Genomic DNA, 16,287 nt, shown 5'->3' with positions numbered 1-16,287 from the left:
CTCGATGACCAATACCCTCGAACTGGTCCTGCTGTTGCTGGCTGCCTCGGTCTTCATGGTGGCGCTTTTTCGCGGCTTCAATCTGCCTCCGGTGCTGGGTTATCTGATGGTGGGGGCGGCGATCGGGCCGCATGCACTGAACCTCATGTCCGAAGGGGAGGGCGCCGGCCACCTTGCCGAGTTCGGCGTGGTTTTCCTGATGTTCTCGATCGGCCTCGAGTTTTCGTTGCCGCGCTTGTTCAGCATGAAGCGCATCGTATTTGGTTTGGGGGCCGTCCAGGTGTTCGGCACCATGGCATTGGTGACGCTTGTCGGCAAGCTGGCCGGGCTTGGCTGGGTGGGGAGCTTTGCTCTTGGTGGGATCGTGGCGATGTCGTCAACCGCGATTCTGTCGAAGCTTCTCACCGATCGCCTTGAGCTCGACTCGCGTCACGGGCGGGAAGCCATAGGGGTTCTTCTCTTTCAGGATATTGCGGTGGTGCCGCTCCTGATTGTCATACCTGCGCTGTCGCGGCCGGCCGGCGAGCTTGCCTTGACGCTTGGCGTCGCGGGCGTCAAGGCTGTCATCCTGCTTGCTGTCGTGCTGGTGTTCGGCCAACGCTGGATGCGGACGTGGTTCACGCTGGTCGCCCGGCGGCGTTCGGGCGAGCTGTTCATGCTAAATGTTCTGTTGATCACGCTTGGCCTGGCCTGGCTGTCCGAATCCGTGGGACTGTCTATGGCACTCGGTGCCTTCCTCGCCGGAATGCTCATTTCAGAAACGGAATACCGTTATCAGGTCGAGGAGGATATCAAGCCGTTTCGGGATGTGCTTCTCGGTCTGTTTTTCGTGACGGTAGGCATGTTTCTGGACGTGCGCACGATCGTCGTGAATCTGCCTGCCGTCCTCGGCCTGTTGCTGGCGCTACTTCTGCTGAAGTTTGCGGTCGTCGCGGCGGCTTCGCGGGCGTTCGGCGCGTCGGCCGGTACCGCGATGCGGTCGGGGCTCTGGTTGTGTGCCGGTGGTGAATTCGGATTTGTCCTGATTTCGCTTATCGACGGCCTGAACCTCTTGCCATCGGCGGTGATGCAGGTGACTGTCGCGGCGCTCGTGTTATCGATGCTGATCGCACCCCTGATCGTCCAGGTCAGCGACAAACTGGTCATGCGCTTCGTCGCTTCGGAATGGTTGCTGCGCTCCATGGAGTTGACGAGGGTAGCGGCCAAGTCGATGAGTACCCAGGGCCACGTGATCATTTGTGGGTACGGACGAAGCGGTCAGTACATGGCGCGCTTCATCGAACAGGAAAACGTCGACTATGTTGCGCTGGATCTCGATCCGGAGCGTGTGCGGGAAGCCGCAGCGGCGGGTGACACCGTGGTTTACGGTGACGCTGCGCGGCGCGAAACGCTCATGGCGGCGGGTATCAGCAGAGCCTCGGCGGTGCTGATCTCGTTTGCGGAGGTTGAAGCGGCGCTGCGCGTGATGTACCACGTGCATGCCTTGCGGCCCGATATGCCGGTTATCGCCCGTGCGGCTGACGAAGCCGATATGGAAAAGCTATCCCAGGGGGGGGCGACCGAGGTGGTGCCAGAGGCCTTCGAAGGCAGCATCATGCTGGCTTCGCATGCCTTGGCGTTGGTTGGGGTGCCGCTCAACCGCGTAATTCGTCGTATCCGTGAAATCAGGAACCAGCGCTACGAATTGATGCGCGGCTTTTTCCATGGTGTCAGCGACGAGCAGGAAGGGCCCGATTCACAGCAATCCCGCCTCCATGCGGTGGTCGTCGCAGCGGGCGCCGATGTGATTGGACGAACACTTGCCGAGCTTGAACTCGAATTGCTTGACGTGACGGTTTCAGCTGTGCGCAGACGCAATATCCGTGGCCTGAGCCCGGCGCCCGAAACCGTGGTCGCTGAGGGCGATGTGCTCGTTCTGCTTGGTGTGCCGGCTAACCTCGAACTCGCGGAGATGCGTATTCTGCGAGGCGGATGAAGCTGGATGAGCCGTGTGCAAGTGGCTCATCCAGCTTCTGACCATCCGTCAGTAGGCGACGCACACGGTGTAGGTGCCGGTGTCGGTCACGGTGGCGCTGGCTGTCGGTTTTGTCGCTTCGGTCGTCAGTTGTACCGTTCCGGTGTTGCTGATGCCGTCGTCCATTGTTGTATCGATCTGGCGTGCGAATCGTCCGGAAAGACTGCCCTGACAGACGAAAAATGATCCGGTCAGGCCGGTGATCGGGACTGTGCTCGTAATGCCGATCCTGCCGCCCTCTGCATTGCGTGGCAACCACGCCAGAATCGTTGCTGCAGTCGGGGCCGTCGTGGTACCCGACGTCAGGTTGGCGAGCCGGACGTGTTGCCAGAACAGCACCGATTCGTCGGTTTCCGTGGTTGAGTCCCATGCACCTTCAATGCGTCCGTTGCCAAGGGTGCCGCCGGTCGTCGCCTTCACGCCGCCGATGTGGGTGTCGGCCGCGGCGTCGTCGCCCGGAAGCGCACGAAAGCGGTCCTGATAACCGTAGAGAAAAGTCGCCGTTGCCCTGAAGTCATTGACAAGGCTCTTGGCCTTGGCGCTGTTGATGAGCTCCTGACCTTTCAGCACACCGCCAAGCAGCAGACCGATGATGACCAGCACAACGGCCATTTCCACCAAGGTAAAGCCGGATTGTTGTCTTACCATTGCCTTCTCCGCTCGATGCAGTGACTGACTGCATGTTTTGACACTCTTGCGATGGTTGAAGCAAGCTTCATGCCGGTGACTTTGGCGCTATTTTGTCTTTTGGCGGTCAAATGTAGTTTGATGTGTCAAGAATTCGACAGCTTGGCGTCAATATTTCGACATGGCGTCAGTATGTTGACAAGCCGTCTTCAAGGAAGGAATGCGACAGGATGCCACGCTGGATAAATGACCTGAGCACGCTCTTGTCGCGGCGGCAAATCTTGCTCGCCGCAGCCCTTCTGGTGTTGATGCTGGCCGTGATTCAGGGGCTCGATGATCCGGTTGGCAAAACACTTGTGGTCGCTCATTTTGGGCTGTTCCTGCTTTGGCAGCCCGTCGTCAGGGCACGTTATCGCCTTGCCGCACGCGATCTGCTGATCATGACAGGCGTCCTCGGAGCCCTGCTTGCGGTTCTTTCGGCGGGTGTAATGGTCGTGTGGGTCGTGGTGCTCGCGGCTGTGGTCGCGGGGCGCGCGTTCGTTGCGCATTCGGTGCTCGCTCGCCTGTCGTACCAGCTTGCGGTGGTGTTTCTGATTCTGCTGCTGATGCTCGAATTGTTGCCCTCGGTCGTGCCGGGGGACAAGCTTGGGTTGGATGTCTTTTCCAGCCTCATGCAGTTTGGATCGCCGGTATTGTTGCTTGCGATTGCTTCGTTGCCTGCAGAGCGAAACGAGGCAGGGGAGGTGCTGGGGGGCATCGATCTCCTGTCTTCCCTGTTCATCCTGCTGGTGCTGGCGGTAACTGTGCTGGGCGGCATCGCATTGATGCAGATCGGTGGGCAACCGTACTTCCGCGCGTTGGCAATGTCGGTCATGGGAATGGCAGCCGCTCTTTTCGTGCTCACCTGGGCGTGGAATCCGCAGCGGGGCCATGCAGGACTTGGATTGCAGCTTTCGCGACGATTGTTGTCGACCGGCCTGTCGTTCGAGGAATGGCTGCACGGCATGACGACCCAGGCGCTGGCCGAGTCGGATCCGGAGCGTTTCATTGCCCGTGAGATTTCGGGCCTCGTTCGCTTCCCCGGTGTGGTCGGGGGGGCGTGGAAAGTGGAGGCCTGCGAGGACGAACATCAGTTCGGTGCGGCGGTTGGAATCGTCCGTGAATTCATGCACCGGGGGTTGCGTGTCGAATTGCGCTTCGCGCGCGCGCCGAGCGCAGCGTTGGTTTGGCATTACAACCTGCTCCTGCGGGTACTGGCGGAGTTCTATCGTGAGAAGTGCCACACCCGGGAGCTACAGACGCGCTCGTACCTCGAGGCGGTTCACGAAACAGGCGCGCGGTTGACGCACGACGTGAAGAATCTCCTGCAGTCGCTCAACGCTCTTTGCGCAGCGGTCGAGCGCCCGGACTGCGATGATGCGGCAACCAGGGGGTTGTTCCTCAAGCAGCTGCCACTCATTGCGAGGAGACTTGAAGGCACGCTCGACAAGTTGAAGCTGGCCGGGCCTGAGCAGATTGAGTTCGTGGCGCTCGACCGATGGTGGTTTGGCGCCCGGTCCCGCCATCAGGGAGAAGGTCTGGTATTTCTCGCGATTTCCCGGCCTGAGCCGTTGTCCGTGCCGAATCAGCTTTACGACAGCGCGCTGGAAAACCTGATTCAGAACGCCGAGGCCAAACGGCATCGCGATGCCAACCTGCGGATCATCGTCTCGCTGGATGGATTGACGCTGAGCGTGGAAGATAGTGGTGCCGAGCTGCCGGCCGAAATTGTCAGGCGGCTATTCAGTCAACCACTTCAGTCGGATCAGGGGCTTGGCATGGGACTCTATCAAACGGCCCGCCTCGCCGACAGGTTGGGCTTCCGGATTCGCTTGGCCGAGAATCGTTCCGGCTGTGTCCGCTTTGTGCTGGATCAGCCTGCCACCGGGCTTGAGTAGGGCAGGACACTTGAGGCGCATGAGGGACGCTCCAGTCGGTAGACCACGACCTTCCCCTTGCCTTTGAGGCTGAGTTCGACAGGGGCGGAAAATTCGAACATGTGATGAAGCTGTTGGTGGCTGCGTTCGTCGCATTGAATGACGCCGGGTTTTCCTTCCGAAGTGAGGCGACTCGCCAGGTTGACCGTGTCGCCCCATAGGTCGTAGATGAATTTCTTGCGACCGACGACTCCCGCGACGACCGGTCCGGTTCCAATGCCGATACGCAGCGAAAGGGGTGGGGTGTCCGAGCCCTCGAGTTCTGGCAAGGTTTGTTGCATCGAAAGAGCGAGCTGAGCGATGCGGTAACAGGCATCCGGTGCTTCGCTGTTGAGTCCGCCCGCAACCATGTAGGCATCGCCAATCGTCTTGATTTTTTCCAGACCAAGGGATTCGGCGAGCGCGTCGAAGCGGCAGAATACGTTATTGAGCATCGAAAATACGCGTTCGGCACTCATGCCACTGGCGATCTGGGTGAAATTCACGATGTCCGCAAACATGACCGTCACTTCGGCAAAGCCGTCTGCGATGGTCTGGTCGCTGTCCTTCAGCCGTCTCGCAATCGGTGCGGGGAGGATGTTGAGCAGCAGGCGTTCCGAACGGATCTGTTCGGCCTGGAGTAGGCGGTGGGCTTCAGCCTGGCGCTTCTGGGCGCGGTCGCGTTCGGCAACGGCGAAACGCAGCATGGCAAAGACGATGGCCGAAATCGTAACGAAGTTGAGCACGAAAAAGACGACCGACGTGCGGATCGGAATTTCAGCGGCACCGATCGGATTGAAATCTGCAAGGTAGTAATCGAAGAAGCCGGTCAGCGCGGTGAGGAAAAGATAGGCAAAGAACCAAGGCGTGGATTCGCGCGAGCCCATGCAAAGAACTGCGCCTATCGGCGCCAGCAGACCCCACAGGATGAGACCCGAGGCCGTGATGAAGTTGCCGATGCTCCACTGCGCAACGAAGGGAAAGAACAGAAGGAGCGCGAGCTGGCTTGCCCGGAACCATTCGAATCGCCCGCTCTTGATATAGAGCGCCAGGTTGCCGGCGAGCAGGAGCTGGAACAGGAACGGAAGTGTTGACGAAAGTCTTGGCCCCAGACTCCAGTAGAGCATCAGCCACACGACCGAGGCCATACTGACCAGACCGCTCGCGAGAACAAGCAGCGACTTCGCGAGCCGTGTGTTTTCGTCGTCTGCGTCAGTGATGCCGGCGCTTCGCAGCTTTTGTATGAACTCGTGCATTGTTTCCGGATTCACCGTCAGACCAGGGTCTGAGGTAAGGATGGGAGTACCCGACCGAGTCGAGCCCGGAAAGGCGTCCCGGCCAAAGAGACTGCGCGGGCAAGGTTCAGAGCGACCCGGCAGCGGCCATGCGCGCGATCAATAACGGATGGCCGATCCACGCCACGATATCATCAAACGTGGTGGTCGGCGCGCCGGTCTCGTATGTTGCGACGGAGCCGGCTTCGTAGCTCGCATTCGCGCCGTCGGGGGTGCCGTTCGGTCCGGTCGAGTACACCAGTGCCGCCAGCGCCTTGCCGTCCACCATGGTACTGCCGTCGGCGTCTACGAGACGCAGTTCGTCGTCCAGGGTCGTGCCGACATCGATATGAGCAGTCGGCAGAGATACGGATGGGACTACTCGGTACCGCCAATACCCCGTCCACGGATCGGTGTCCTTGGTGCGTGGCCGGCCCCACGCATCATGCGACTCGACTCCGAGGGTGCGCCAGGGAAGGTAGCCCTCGGCATTCTTGCTGCAGGTCGCGTCTTCGATCCCGTAGGCGGCGACGGTCGGGTTCGTTTCAACCGTAGGGCAGGGCAGTCGGCGGTGAATGATCGCAAAGCCAATCAAAGCCTCGCGGATTTCCTCGAGTGCCGCCTCCGTCTCATGGCGACGACGACTTTCCTCCCTCCCGCTGAGTGGCACGATGAATGCAGCAGCAAGAATCGAAATGATGAGCAGGACGACTGCGAGTTCGGCGAGCGTGAACCCTCGTGCGTCCTTGAAAGTGCGGATTGCCGTCAGTAAATGCACGAGATGACGTCCCTGTCCGGATGATCTAGGCTGATTTTGTCCAGTCCTGAAAAGCCCGATGTCGGCGTGCTGAGCGCAGCGACGTTCGTGCCCTCGAAGTATTCTGACGGATCCGCTTGTTGCGCGGTCGTCAGCCTCGACTGAAGTGGTCCAGAAAGACGTCTTGAGCCGCCGAAGACGAGTATCCCTCGGCAGGTGACGTAAGTGAGCGCCGATGCATTGTCAGGGTCGGTCTGTAGCAGCGCGCCGAGGCACTGTGTTCCGTCGCGACAGCGCGCGTACCAGGTCATGCTGCGCCAGTCGTCATGGATCCTGGCCGTCGCTTCAGGTGCGATCATCAAGGTGGCGGCACTCGGAAGTTTGCCAACGGCTAGGTTGCCGCTGGCGTCGACCAGTGGCGATTCGGGATCGATATTCAGAACCGACAGCCTGTCGTGAGCGGTGTCGAGCATCTGCTGCAGGTGCGCGTTCACAAATGCAGTACGGGAGAATTGCTGACCGAGGTCCTGGGCACTGATCCAGGCGATGCGATCATTATTGGCATTGCCAGTGAACAGCCCCTCGCTGATCGTTACCGGTAGAGGGCCTGGTGCCGGTATCGATGATTCGAGGTAGGAAGCAAGCTCGGCCGCAGCGTCATCACCGCCCGGGCATGGGTGCGATGTGCCGCTGCGTGATTGGCCACCGATCGGCCCTGAAGGTGCCAGCACCACCGCCACCGCTGCCTGGTGGCCGTTGCCGGCGTCATTGAGGGGCATGCCGCCGCTGCTCACGAGATTGAACTGCCCCGGGGTGTCCCAGTTGAGTGGCCCGGGAGGATCCGGATTGTTCTTGTAGTTGCCTGCGACGGCATACCATAGGCAGTTCCCGCTGCCATCGATCATCTTGGGCAAACCAAGGGTACGAAACGGGAATCGGCCGATGGAGAATGCATTCTGGCTGCCACAGGTGTCCGAGCTGCCGTCGTTGTCGAGGTCCGGACAGGGCAGCAGGCCCAGCCGTGGATTGCCCGTGTGAGTGAGCGGATAACTCAGCGCGAACCCGACCAGTGCCGACCGTGCATCTGCCAGCGCACGAATGGTCTGGCGATGCTGGCGAGCCTTGATATCCGATGTGAGCCGCGACTCGGCGAGGCCAAGGGCAATGATGCCGACCAGCATGAAGACCAGCAGTGCGGGCAGGATGATTCCACCCTGGCGGTTCACTGCCCGTCCCCGGGTGTTGCTTCGTCCATAGGTGGGAGAGGGGCGACATCGCCGACCTTCAGCCTGACCCGGTGGCCGTCAGGCAGGGTCACCGCCGCGGCGGTGCCGCCCGAGAGGCGTTTGGCTGCCGCCGGCGGCACTTCGCGGCCATTGATCCAGACGGTTGCGCTCCCGTCCGCGCGCCGGATGATCCCATCGAGGCGTATCGATTCCGGCGCGCGATCGCCCGAGGGGGCGGGGGCCGCGGGGTGTACGACGCCACGTCGATCGAGTTCAAGACGCTCCTGGGGCGAGAAGAACAGCCTGCCGAGCTCTTCCGCGCAGCCAGGTCCGCTCAGCAGGGCAAGACCGAGCAGCAGCAGGAAATTCCTCGGCGTCATCGCGTCGCCTCGTCCGTAGGCTTGTCGGCGACGGTGATCCAGTCGAGCTCGCAGCGGACCTGAAGCGGCGCGTCGTGGTCAGTCATTTCGGCTTCACTGTGACGCTTGATGTCGCAGCTGCGGACAATGACCAGCGCGGAGCTTTCAAGCGTCAGTCTGTCTAGAAAGGTGATCAGGCGTTGCGCGTGCAGCATGTCGCCGGTGACGAGCATGCGGCTCGCCGTGAGCGCGTAGCGTCCCGGAGCGGTCGGCATCGGAATCGGCAGGCGCGGCCGCAGCTCGTAGTCCAATTGTCCCCATCCGGCCGCTTCTCGCGCGGCACGCAAGCGTTCGATCCAGCCGAGACGGGATTCGTCGCCAATCATGTGTTGAGCTTCCAGGACCCGGAATCGCCTGATGGTAAGGCGCATCAATGCTTCGTCGCGCCGCGCGGCCTCGTATCGGCTGTGCGCCGCATTGAAACCGCCGCTCGCTGTCCGCTCGTCCTCGACGGCCTTCTGTCGCCGTACCGTTGCGTGCCAGCCTGCACCAAGTGCCAGCAGAAGGCTCAGGGCGAGCACGAACAGCGGGGTGCGCAGACGTACGAGGTCTCTGGCTTCCATCAGTTCTTCCCCGGCCCCTTCAGCACGTATTGAATCTCCAGCGCGGCCGGGCGGTCCGACAGCGCTTCGCGTCCTTCGCGTCCCCGAAGCGTCTGGGAGGACTGGAGATCAATCGGTAGCCGGACGATTCTGACCGTATCTCCGGCGTAACGTGTCAGCGTTGTCGAGAATCGTTCGCTCAGTTCGATCATGCCGCGCTGGTCACCTTCGAGGTAGTCGGGCAAGCGCAGATCCGCGGTTGCAATCACCCGCGTGTCTGCCGCCCAGTCCGCGGCCGTTGTCGTCGCCGAGGCGCTGGACTGATCGATTTGCCAGCGCACGCGGACGAGCGTGAGTTCCGGTTCGTTTTCAAGCGCGCGGGACAGCGGCTGCAGAATCCGTATCGCCGGAATCGACAGCGACTCCAGGCGATCGATATCGTCGATCAGGGTCCGAAGTTGCTCAAGTGGTGCCGGCAGGGGCGGAAGACTGCCGATCAATTCGCGATAGCGCACGTCTTGATCAGCCGCCCGTTGGCGCAGCAAATCGGCATGGCCCCTGATGTCGATGCTATCCAGCCACAGTTTGCCCGAGAAAAGCAGGCCCGCGACCAGGACGACGGCGGCGGCGCCGAACACCGCCCGCCGCGCAAAGTGGATCCGGTGAAAGCGGAGAATCGACTGGCTGCCCAGGTGCAGACAGTCCGCTTCGCGGTCCAGTGCCGAGAGCAGCAGAGGCAGACTGTCACCGCTTTCGGAGGGGGCGGGCAGCTTGAGGCGGGCGGCGATCGTGCTGCAGGGCGCGAGCACCAGGCGCAACTCGTCGGTGCCGAGCTGCTGGCCGGCAAGAATCTCGAATTCGCGCTCGCCGGCCATGACGACCACGTCTACCGGCTCACCACGGGCAAGCAGGCGTTGTCCGGTCAGATAGGCGTGGGTCTTGCGTATCTCGTCGCTGCCGCTTCCCTTGAGTAAGCCAGCTCCACCGTCGTGGTGTGCCGTGAGCCGGCTGAAACGCAGGCGGCCCTGGTCGAGGAAGCTCTGTCGCAGGCCGGCCGGGGTGAGATTGATCAGCAGACATCGGCCGAACCCGCTGCGCTTGCGCTCGAGCATGCGGTCAAGCAAGAGAGGAACGCTATGCACCCCGCTTACCCTTGCTTCGGTTCTCGTCAGGGCGTCGATCCAGGGCTCGAGGACCGCCTGCCGGGTGACGGCCGCAAAGAGGATTCTCTCGTCCCTGCGACCGGTCTTCTCCCTGCCCAGACTGGTGGCAGCGGTATAGGTGTTCCCATAGAAATGCTGCGCGAGCTTGCGATTCAGCATTGCTCGGCGGTCGCTTCCACTGACCGCAGGCACGACATCGACGTGGAAGGCCTCGTCGGCAACATCTACTAATACGGCGAACGTGGCCGTTTCGCGAACTTCGGCAAGCCGGGCTGCGAACACCTGCTGGCCGGCCTCCCCGGTGTCGAAGCTGGCGAACAGTTCCGCTCGTCCGGACTTGAGCCGGAACCAGCGCAGGCCGTCCGACGTGATATAGAGGATGTGGCGGCTGCTCATCGACTCATACCGGCAGCTGGGTGATGATGTCGTACACCGGACCGAGCACGGCCATCATGATCCAGAGCAGAATCGAGCCCAGGATCAATGTCAGCATCGGCTCGATCATGGTCTGCAACCGCTCGGTGGCTTCCTGAACGTCGCGGTCGTAGAAGTAACTGACATTCGCGAGCGCTGTGTCGAGCGCACCCGTGTTTTCGCCGACACGCAGCATGCGCGTGACGAGCGGCGGGAACAGTGCTGTGGCTGCAAACGAGGTCGAAACGTTCTGACCCTGGCCGATGCGTTCCCCAACCCGTTCGAGGGCGTTCTGAATGACCCGGTTGCCGACCACGCGTTCGGCGCTGTGCAGAGCCTGAATGATGGGAATGCCCGAGGCGTACATCATCGCGAAGAGATTGGCGAATCGGGCCAGCACGATCTTGCGGCGTATGTTGCCGAGCAGCGGCAGGCGCAGAAGCAGCGCATCGTAACGCAGCCGCGCCGAGGGCAAACGCTCCACGGAGAGCCGGATACCCGCGGCCAGGCCGACAATGCTGCCCAGCACCAACCACCAGTAATCGCGCAGGAAAGCCGAGAGACCTATCAGCAGTCGGGTCTGTAGCGGCAAGGACTGTCCGGTACTGCGGAACAGCCGCGCCAGTTCGGGGACCACGTAGATCAATGAAACCGAGATCGCCGCAAGAATGATGGTGCCGACGATTGCCGGATAGATCGTCAGCTTTCGGGCATAGGCGGCCAGTTCGTCTTCGCGCTTGAGCGCCGATGCCAGCTCACGCAGGACATGTGGCAGGTTCCCGGATGTCTCGCCCGCCCGTACCAGATTGCAGAAAACCGGATCGAATGCCTGGGGGTAGTCTTCCAGCGATTGCGACAGGCTGCGTCCGCCTTCAATGCCCTCGACCACGCCGGCAACGACCTCTCGAAATCTGGGATGCTCGGTCGAATCGCGCAAATCGGCAAGGCCTTCGAGAATCGGCACGCCGGCACGGGTCAGTTGTTCGAGGTGGAAGCAGAAGTTGATCAGTTCGCGTCGCGGCGCCGGGGTCGGTCTGAAGAGCGCATGGTGGCGGATCGGCTGGCCGTTGATGAAGTCGAGCTCCATTCGGCGCAGGCGCATTTCCAGGTCGACGAGGTTGATCGCCTCGAGCTCTCCGCGCACCAGGCGACCGTCGGGCGTCATTGCCTTGTAACCGAAGATTGCCATTGATTCAGGCCATCCTTTCGGTCAGGTCCACCACGCGGGCCAGCTCGTCAAGCGAGGTGCTGCCTTCAAGGACCCGGCGAACGCCGTCCTCGGCGAGCGTTCGGAATCCTTTGGCTCGGGCCGCGTTGCGGATTTCCCGATAGCTGGCGCGACGTGCCACCAGCTCGTCGAGATCGGAGTCCATGCGCATCACTTCCATGATCGCCATGCGGCCCCGATAGCCACGATAGTTGCATTCAGGGCAACCTTCGGCCCTGAATATGGTGGGCAGACTGCGTTCGGGTTGCAGGCCGAGCAGGCGGACCTCCCATGGTTCGGGCGTCTGCGGGCTGCGACATTGCAGGCAGAGCCTGCGCAGAAGGCGCTGGGCCACCACGCCGATGATGTTGCCGGCGATGATGTCGGGCACGATGCCGATATCCAGCAACCGGGGAATCGCCCCAATGGCGGAATTCGTGTGCAGTGTGGAATACACCTGATGGCCGGTCATGGCGGCGCGAAACGCCATCACCGCAGTATCCTCGTCACGGATCTCCCCAACCAGAATCACGTCCGGATCCTGTCGCAGCATTGCCCGCACACCGTTGGCGAAATCGAGCTTGGAGGCTTCGGCGACCGATGTCTGTCGGATCATCGCCATCGGGTACTCGACGGGATCCTCCAGGGTCATGATGTTCAGACCCTCCGAATTGATGTGATTGAGGATCGAATACAGCGTGGTCGTCTTTCCACTGCCGGTCGGGCCGGTCATGAGAATCAAGCCCTCCGGCCTCGCAATCATGAGCTTGAGCAGATCGAGTTGTTGCTCGGTAAGGCCCAGCCCATCGAGTGGAACGATCCCTTTCTGTCGATCCAGTACGCGCAGAACAACGTTTTCGCCATGAATCGTGGGCTGGCTCGAGACCCGGAAGTCCACCGGGCGCCCGTTGATGTTGAGTGATATCCGTCCGTCCTGTGGTGCCCGCGTTTCGGCGATGTTCATGGAAGACATGACCTTGATGCGTACGGCCATGGCTGCCCAATAGGATTTGTGGAGCGCCCGGATCTGATGCAGGAGCCCGTCGATCCGGTAGCGGATGCGCAGAAAGCCTGCTTCGGGTTCGAAATGGACGTCGGATGCCTCCCGCTTTACGGCATCGGTGAGCAAGGCATCGATGAGCCGGACCACCGGCTGGCTGTACTCGTCCCCCGCGGGGGGCATCGAACGGTAATCGATCTCCCCTGTCTCGATTTCGTTCAGGATTCCGTCGATCGATAGTTCGTAACCGTAGCATTGGTCGGTCGCGCGCGCGATCTCCGACTCGCCAGCGAGCATCGTCTCGACTGAGACCGCGTCGGGCAGATGGCTGCGAAGGGCGTCAAGCGCCACGACGTCGTTCACGTCCGAAATCGCAACCGTGAGCACTTGTTGATCGGGATCGAAGCTAAGCGGCAGAAGACGATGACGTTTGGCGAGTTCGCGAGGTACCAGGCCGAGGGCTTCCGGGTCGGCAATCGAGTGGGCGAGATCCACACTCTGCTTTCCGTAGAACTCCGAAAGCGCCTCGCGCATCACGCTTTCGGTAACGAAGCCGAGCTGCACAAGCAGGCGCCCGAGGGGTTGATGCTTCCGGTTTTGTTCCAGTAGCGCAATGTGCAACTGGTCTTCGGACAGCAGGCCCATGGTGATGAGAATCTGCCCGAGCAGCTTCCGCTGGTTATCCGTTGGCGGGCTCATCGCTGCAACTCCGCCGCGAGCGCTTCAGCACGTGCCTGTGCTGCTGCCGGATCGAAGGCCGCCGGACTGCCACGGGATATGTCGCTTGCCTCGAGGTAGAAACGTCGGGCAAGCGCGTACTGCCCGAGCCGATCGAGGCTTATCGCCAGATTGAAGCGGTAGTCCGGATTCTCCGGTTGCAGCGAATACGCTTCGAAGTATTCCTGCTGAGCCTCGTTCCAGCGTCGTTCGGCGGCGAAAAGATTCCCGAGGGCGAAGTGCAGCGCAGCGGCCTTGGGTTGAGCCGCGATGAGGTTGCGCAGGCGGCTTTCCTCCCCAGCACCCACGGTGGCGGGATTCGCGTTGCTCAGGCCGGCCAGCGCGACCGGATTCTCGGGATCCAGGTTCAGCACCTGACGAAATCTTGCCGTGGCCCGATCGACATCGCCGATCCGCAGCGCAATGGCGCCCAGGCCGTTGAGCGCATCGATGCTGCGAGCGTCTTCCGCCAGCGCCGCCCGATAAAGTCCGTAGGATTTTTCAAGGTCGCCAGATTCGTAGGCATGCCATGCCTGCTGCAGGCTGGTGGGGACGGCTGGGGTACCGGCACTCCGCGTAATGGGGATGCGCACCCGTATCGCTTCACTTGGCTGTATTGCCTGGGGCGCGGGTGTGTTCGCCACACCGAAACTGCCGCGGGTCGCGCCGTGCAGGCGGCTTGACTGTCGGCGTGGCGCCTCGGTGCTGGTCGGCTCGGGTGGGGAGGGCGTATCGCGCTCGACCACTGATATCGGCGCCTGGGGAGGCGTATCGAGCGGGATGATGCGTGGGGGGACGGCCTGAGCTACATATGGTTCGGCGTTCGTCGAGCGAGGTGGCGAAAGCGTGTCCAGTCCGCCCGAAGGCTGAAGCTGCCACCAGAAATAGCCGCCAATGGCAAGAAGCGCGAGCAGTGTTGCGCTGCCCACGATGAGCAAGAAGCCCCTGCCCGTATCCGCTTCCTTGACCTCGAAAAGGTTGCGGGCCTGGCCTTGAGCCGTTGCCGCCGGATCCTTCCTGGGCGCATTCCCCTGTTTGCCCGGTCGGTCGTTCAGCGCATCGAGTTCATGCTGCAGCTCGTCACGGCGCGGAGACGGGGGCGCTTCGAGCGGGGCAAGCGTCATCGACTCGTCGGCGGAAGTCGTCTCTCCCGATTTGGCGGCTGCGCGCTTTGCCTCCTCGGCGCGGCGCAAGGCGTCGATCAGCAGGCTCATTGGGCCGGCGCAAGCGGAGCGATCGCCGCGCCACCGAGATTGGGATTACGCGGATTGCTGTCGCGCGAGAAAAAGTCGCTGCCTGGCAGCTGGTCGCGGAACCTTCGATAGTCGCCGTCGATGCTGGCTTCGCGGATCACTGTCGGGCGCAGGAAAATCACCAGTTCGGTCTTGGTCGTGGTGTCGTCGCGGTTGATGAAGAGTTCGCCAGCCAGCGGGATGCGCGACAGCAATGGCACCGAGTCGTCCTTGTCGTTACGCAGGTCTTCCATCAGCCCCCCCATGACGGCGATGTTGCCGTTGCTTACCCGGATCACGGATTCGATTTCGCGCGAACGGATGATCGGGATATTGTTCACGATGCCTTGTTGCTTGAGTGCGGGGTTTGGATCGGTAGCCTGGCCGATTATGCGCGACAGGCTCGGACGCAGATTGAGCAGTACCGTGTCATTCTCGGAAACCTGGGGCGTGACGTTCATGACGAAGCCGATCGGCACCGAGTGAACTGTGGTCGTATAGGTGATAAGGGTCTGGTTCTGGTTCTGATTGGTGTCACTCTCGATGGTGAAATACACCGCGTTATCCACCACTTTCAGCACGGCGCTCTGGTTGTTGAGGACCGATAGTTTCGGGCTCGACAAGACCCGCACGTCGCCGAAGCTCTCCAGCAGTTTGATGCTGCCATTGAAGCTGCCGCCGCTCGATGTATAAGCAAGCTCGAAGATGCTCGATGTCGGCGCGCTGATGTTGCCCGATGCGCGTTGCACGAGCCGGAAGCCACTGCCGCCGAGATTGATCTTGCTCCAGTCGATCCCCTGCTGATAGTTGCGCGAAAGACTGACTTCGAGAACCGTTGCTTCGATCAATACCTGGCGCGTCGCGGAGCGCTGTACCTGATCAATGAATTCGCGGATCCGTTCGTGTTGGCGTCCCGTGGCGCGTACCGTGATGACGCCGGTTTCCGGGTGGGCGATGACCGAGGCGGCTTCCCGGTAGAAATTCCTGCCTGGTGCCGCGGCGATCGCGGGGCTCAGGTTGACCGCGAGATTCAAGCTCGGGCTGTTCTGCTGTCCTTCCTTGGGGGGCGGTGCCACGGGCGCTGCCACCTGAGTTGCTTGGGCAGGTTTGTCCTCTCCCAGCGGAATCAGCTTGTCCGTTTCGTGCAGGATGTCCTTGATGTTCTGGATGAGGGTTTCCCAGAAATGATTCTTCGCGGTATTGCGGATCTCGGTCTGCGAGCTGTTGCCGGCCGTTCCACCCCCACCGACGTTGCCGGCGCCGCCCGAAATGCCTGCCGACGCGATCTGCGTCGCGACCGAGATCGTGCTCGTGGTGTCACGGTCCATCAGCACATAATCGATGTGGTAGGTACGCAGAAACGGGGTGTCGGGCGTGACCACCAGGTTGCCGTCCCTGAGTTCGTAACGCATGTCCACCTGCTGCGAGATCCTCGACATCAACTGAGGCAGCGTCTGGTCGATGGCATTGAGCGTCACGAGGCCTTCCAGGCCCGCATGCACGTCGATATTGATCTTGGCGTCGCGGGCGAGGGCGAAAAGCAGTTCCTGGACAGGTACCTTGCTGACAACAACCGAATACGTCTCGAGCCTTGGTGCGGGTTTCGGTGCCGGCAGGCTGAAGCTTCGCATGACAGGTTCGGGGATGGGGGCAGATGGCGCTTTCGGTTCAGTTGTGCCCTGAAGATGCCCGCTGGACGTCGGCTGTGCGGGAAGCTGCGCACACGCACTCAGAATCGTC

The 16,287-nt window shown here is 61.6% G+C and carries 13 protein-coding genes; 2 read left to right on the top strand and 11 right to left on the bottom strand.

The window, feature by feature from the left end:
- The first annotated feature begins 4 nt into the window (after window positions 1–4).
- Window positions 5–1,975, top strand: coding sequence for a cation:proton antiporter domain-containing protein (locus GQB03_RS16235; protein WP_159691658.1), 1,971 nt, complete (start codon window positions 5–7; stop codon window positions 1,973–1,975).
- A gap of 48 nt (window positions 1,976–2,023) precedes the next feature.
- Here the strand turns inward: GQB03_RS16235 and GQB03_RS16230 are convergent, their stop codons facing one another.
- Complete coding sequence (locus GQB03_RS16230; protein ID WP_159691656.1) at window positions 2,024–2,662, bottom strand: prepilin-type N-terminal cleavage/methylation domain-containing protein; 639 nt, start codon at window positions 2,660–2,662, stop codon at window positions 2,024–2,026.
- Window positions 2,663–2,871: 209 nt separating this feature from the next.
- Between GQB03_RS16230 and GQB03_RS16225 the strand changes: the two genes are divergently transcribed.
- Window positions 2,872–4,578 carry an ATP-binding protein gene (locus tag GQB03_RS16225; RefSeq protein ID WP_159691654.1) on the top strand — a complete coding sequence of 569 codons (1,707 nt, stop codon included), beginning with the start codon at window positions 2,872–2,874 and terminating at the stop codon, window positions 4,576–4,578.
- Here the strand turns inward: GQB03_RS16225 and GQB03_RS16220 are convergent.
- From GQB03_RS16220 to mshL, 10 genes are all read right to left on the bottom strand, one after another.
- Window positions 4,554–5,852 carry an adenylate/guanylate cyclase domain-containing protein gene (locus GQB03_RS16220; protein ID WP_159691652.1) on the bottom strand — a complete coding sequence of 433 codons (1,299 nt, stop codon included), beginning with the start codon at window positions 5,850–5,852 and terminating at the stop codon, window positions 4,554–4,556. The two genes, GQB03_RS16225 and GQB03_RS16220, sit on opposite strands and share 25 nt — an antisense overlap.
- 106 nt (window positions 5,853–5,958) lie before the next feature.
- Complete coding sequence (locus GQB03_RS16215) at window positions 5,959–6,648, bottom strand: type II secretion system protein (protein WP_159691650.1); 690 nt, start codon at window positions 6,646–6,648, stop codon at window positions 5,959–5,961.
- Complete coding sequence (locus tag GQB03_RS16210) at window positions 6,636–7,853, bottom strand: type II secretion system protein (RefSeq protein ID WP_159691648.1); 1,218 nt, start codon at window positions 7,851–7,853, stop codon at window positions 6,636–6,638. Before GQB03_RS16210 ends, GQB03_RS16215 begins: the two co-directional genes overlap by 13 nt.
- Window positions 7,850–8,233 carry a hypothetical protein gene (locus GQB03_RS16205; RefSeq protein WP_159691646.1) on the bottom strand — a complete coding sequence of 128 codons (384 nt, stop codon included), beginning with the start codon at window positions 8,231–8,233 and terminating at the stop codon, window positions 7,850–7,852. Before GQB03_RS16205 ends, GQB03_RS16210 begins: the two co-directional genes overlap by 4 nt.
- Window positions 8,230–8,835: a hypothetical protein gene (locus GQB03_RS16200; protein ID WP_159691644.1), complete on the bottom strand. Its 606-nt coding sequence runs from the start codon at window positions 8,833–8,835 to the stop codon at window positions 8,230–8,232. Before GQB03_RS16200 ends, GQB03_RS16205 begins: the two co-directional genes overlap by 4 nt.
- A complete protein-coding gene (locus GQB03_RS16195) occupies window positions 8,835–10,373 on the bottom strand; it encodes a hypothetical protein (protein ID WP_159691642.1) in 1,539 nt (512 codons plus the stop codon). The genes GQB03_RS16200 and GQB03_RS16195 overlap by 1 nt, the downstream gene beginning before the upstream one ends.
- A gap of 4 nt (window positions 10,374–10,377) precedes the next feature.
- Entirely contained in the window at window positions 10,378–11,580 is a 1,203-nt protein-coding gene (locus tag GQB03_RS16190) for a type II secretion system F family protein (protein WP_159691640.1), read from the bottom strand.
- A 4-nt stretch (window positions 11,581–11,584) separates the two neighbouring features.
- Window positions 11,585–13,297, bottom strand: a complete 1,713-nt coding sequence (locus tag GQB03_RS16185; protein ID WP_159691638.1) for a GspE/PulE family protein — start codon at window positions 13,295–13,297, stop codon at window positions 11,585–11,587.
- Window positions 13,294–14,529 (bottom strand): tetratricopeptide repeat protein, encoded by a 1,236-nt coding sequence (locus tag GQB03_RS16180; RefSeq protein ID WP_159691636.1) that lies wholly within the window; start codon window positions 14,527–14,529, stop codon window positions 13,294–13,296. Before GQB03_RS16180 ends, GQB03_RS16185 begins: the two co-directional genes overlap by 4 nt.
- On the bottom strand, window positions 14,526–16,178 hold the full coding sequence (gene mshL, locus GQB03_RS16175; RefSeq protein ID WP_200832257.1) for a pilus (MSHA type) biogenesis protein MshL: 1,653 nt from the start codon (window positions 16,176–16,178) through the stop codon (window positions 14,526–14,528). Before mshL ends, GQB03_RS16180 begins: the two co-directional genes overlap by 4 nt.
- Window positions 16,179–16,287: the final 109 nt, after the last annotated feature.

The sequence above is a fragment of the Cognatazoarcus halotolerans genome (genome assembly GCF_009800965.1).
GTDB lineage: Bacteria > Pseudomonadota > Gammaproteobacteria > Burkholderiales > Rhodocyclaceae > Cognatazoarcus > Cognatazoarcus halotolerans.
Note: the sequence above shows the minus strand (reverse complement) of the source record. Positions and strands in the feature narration are given on the sequence as shown.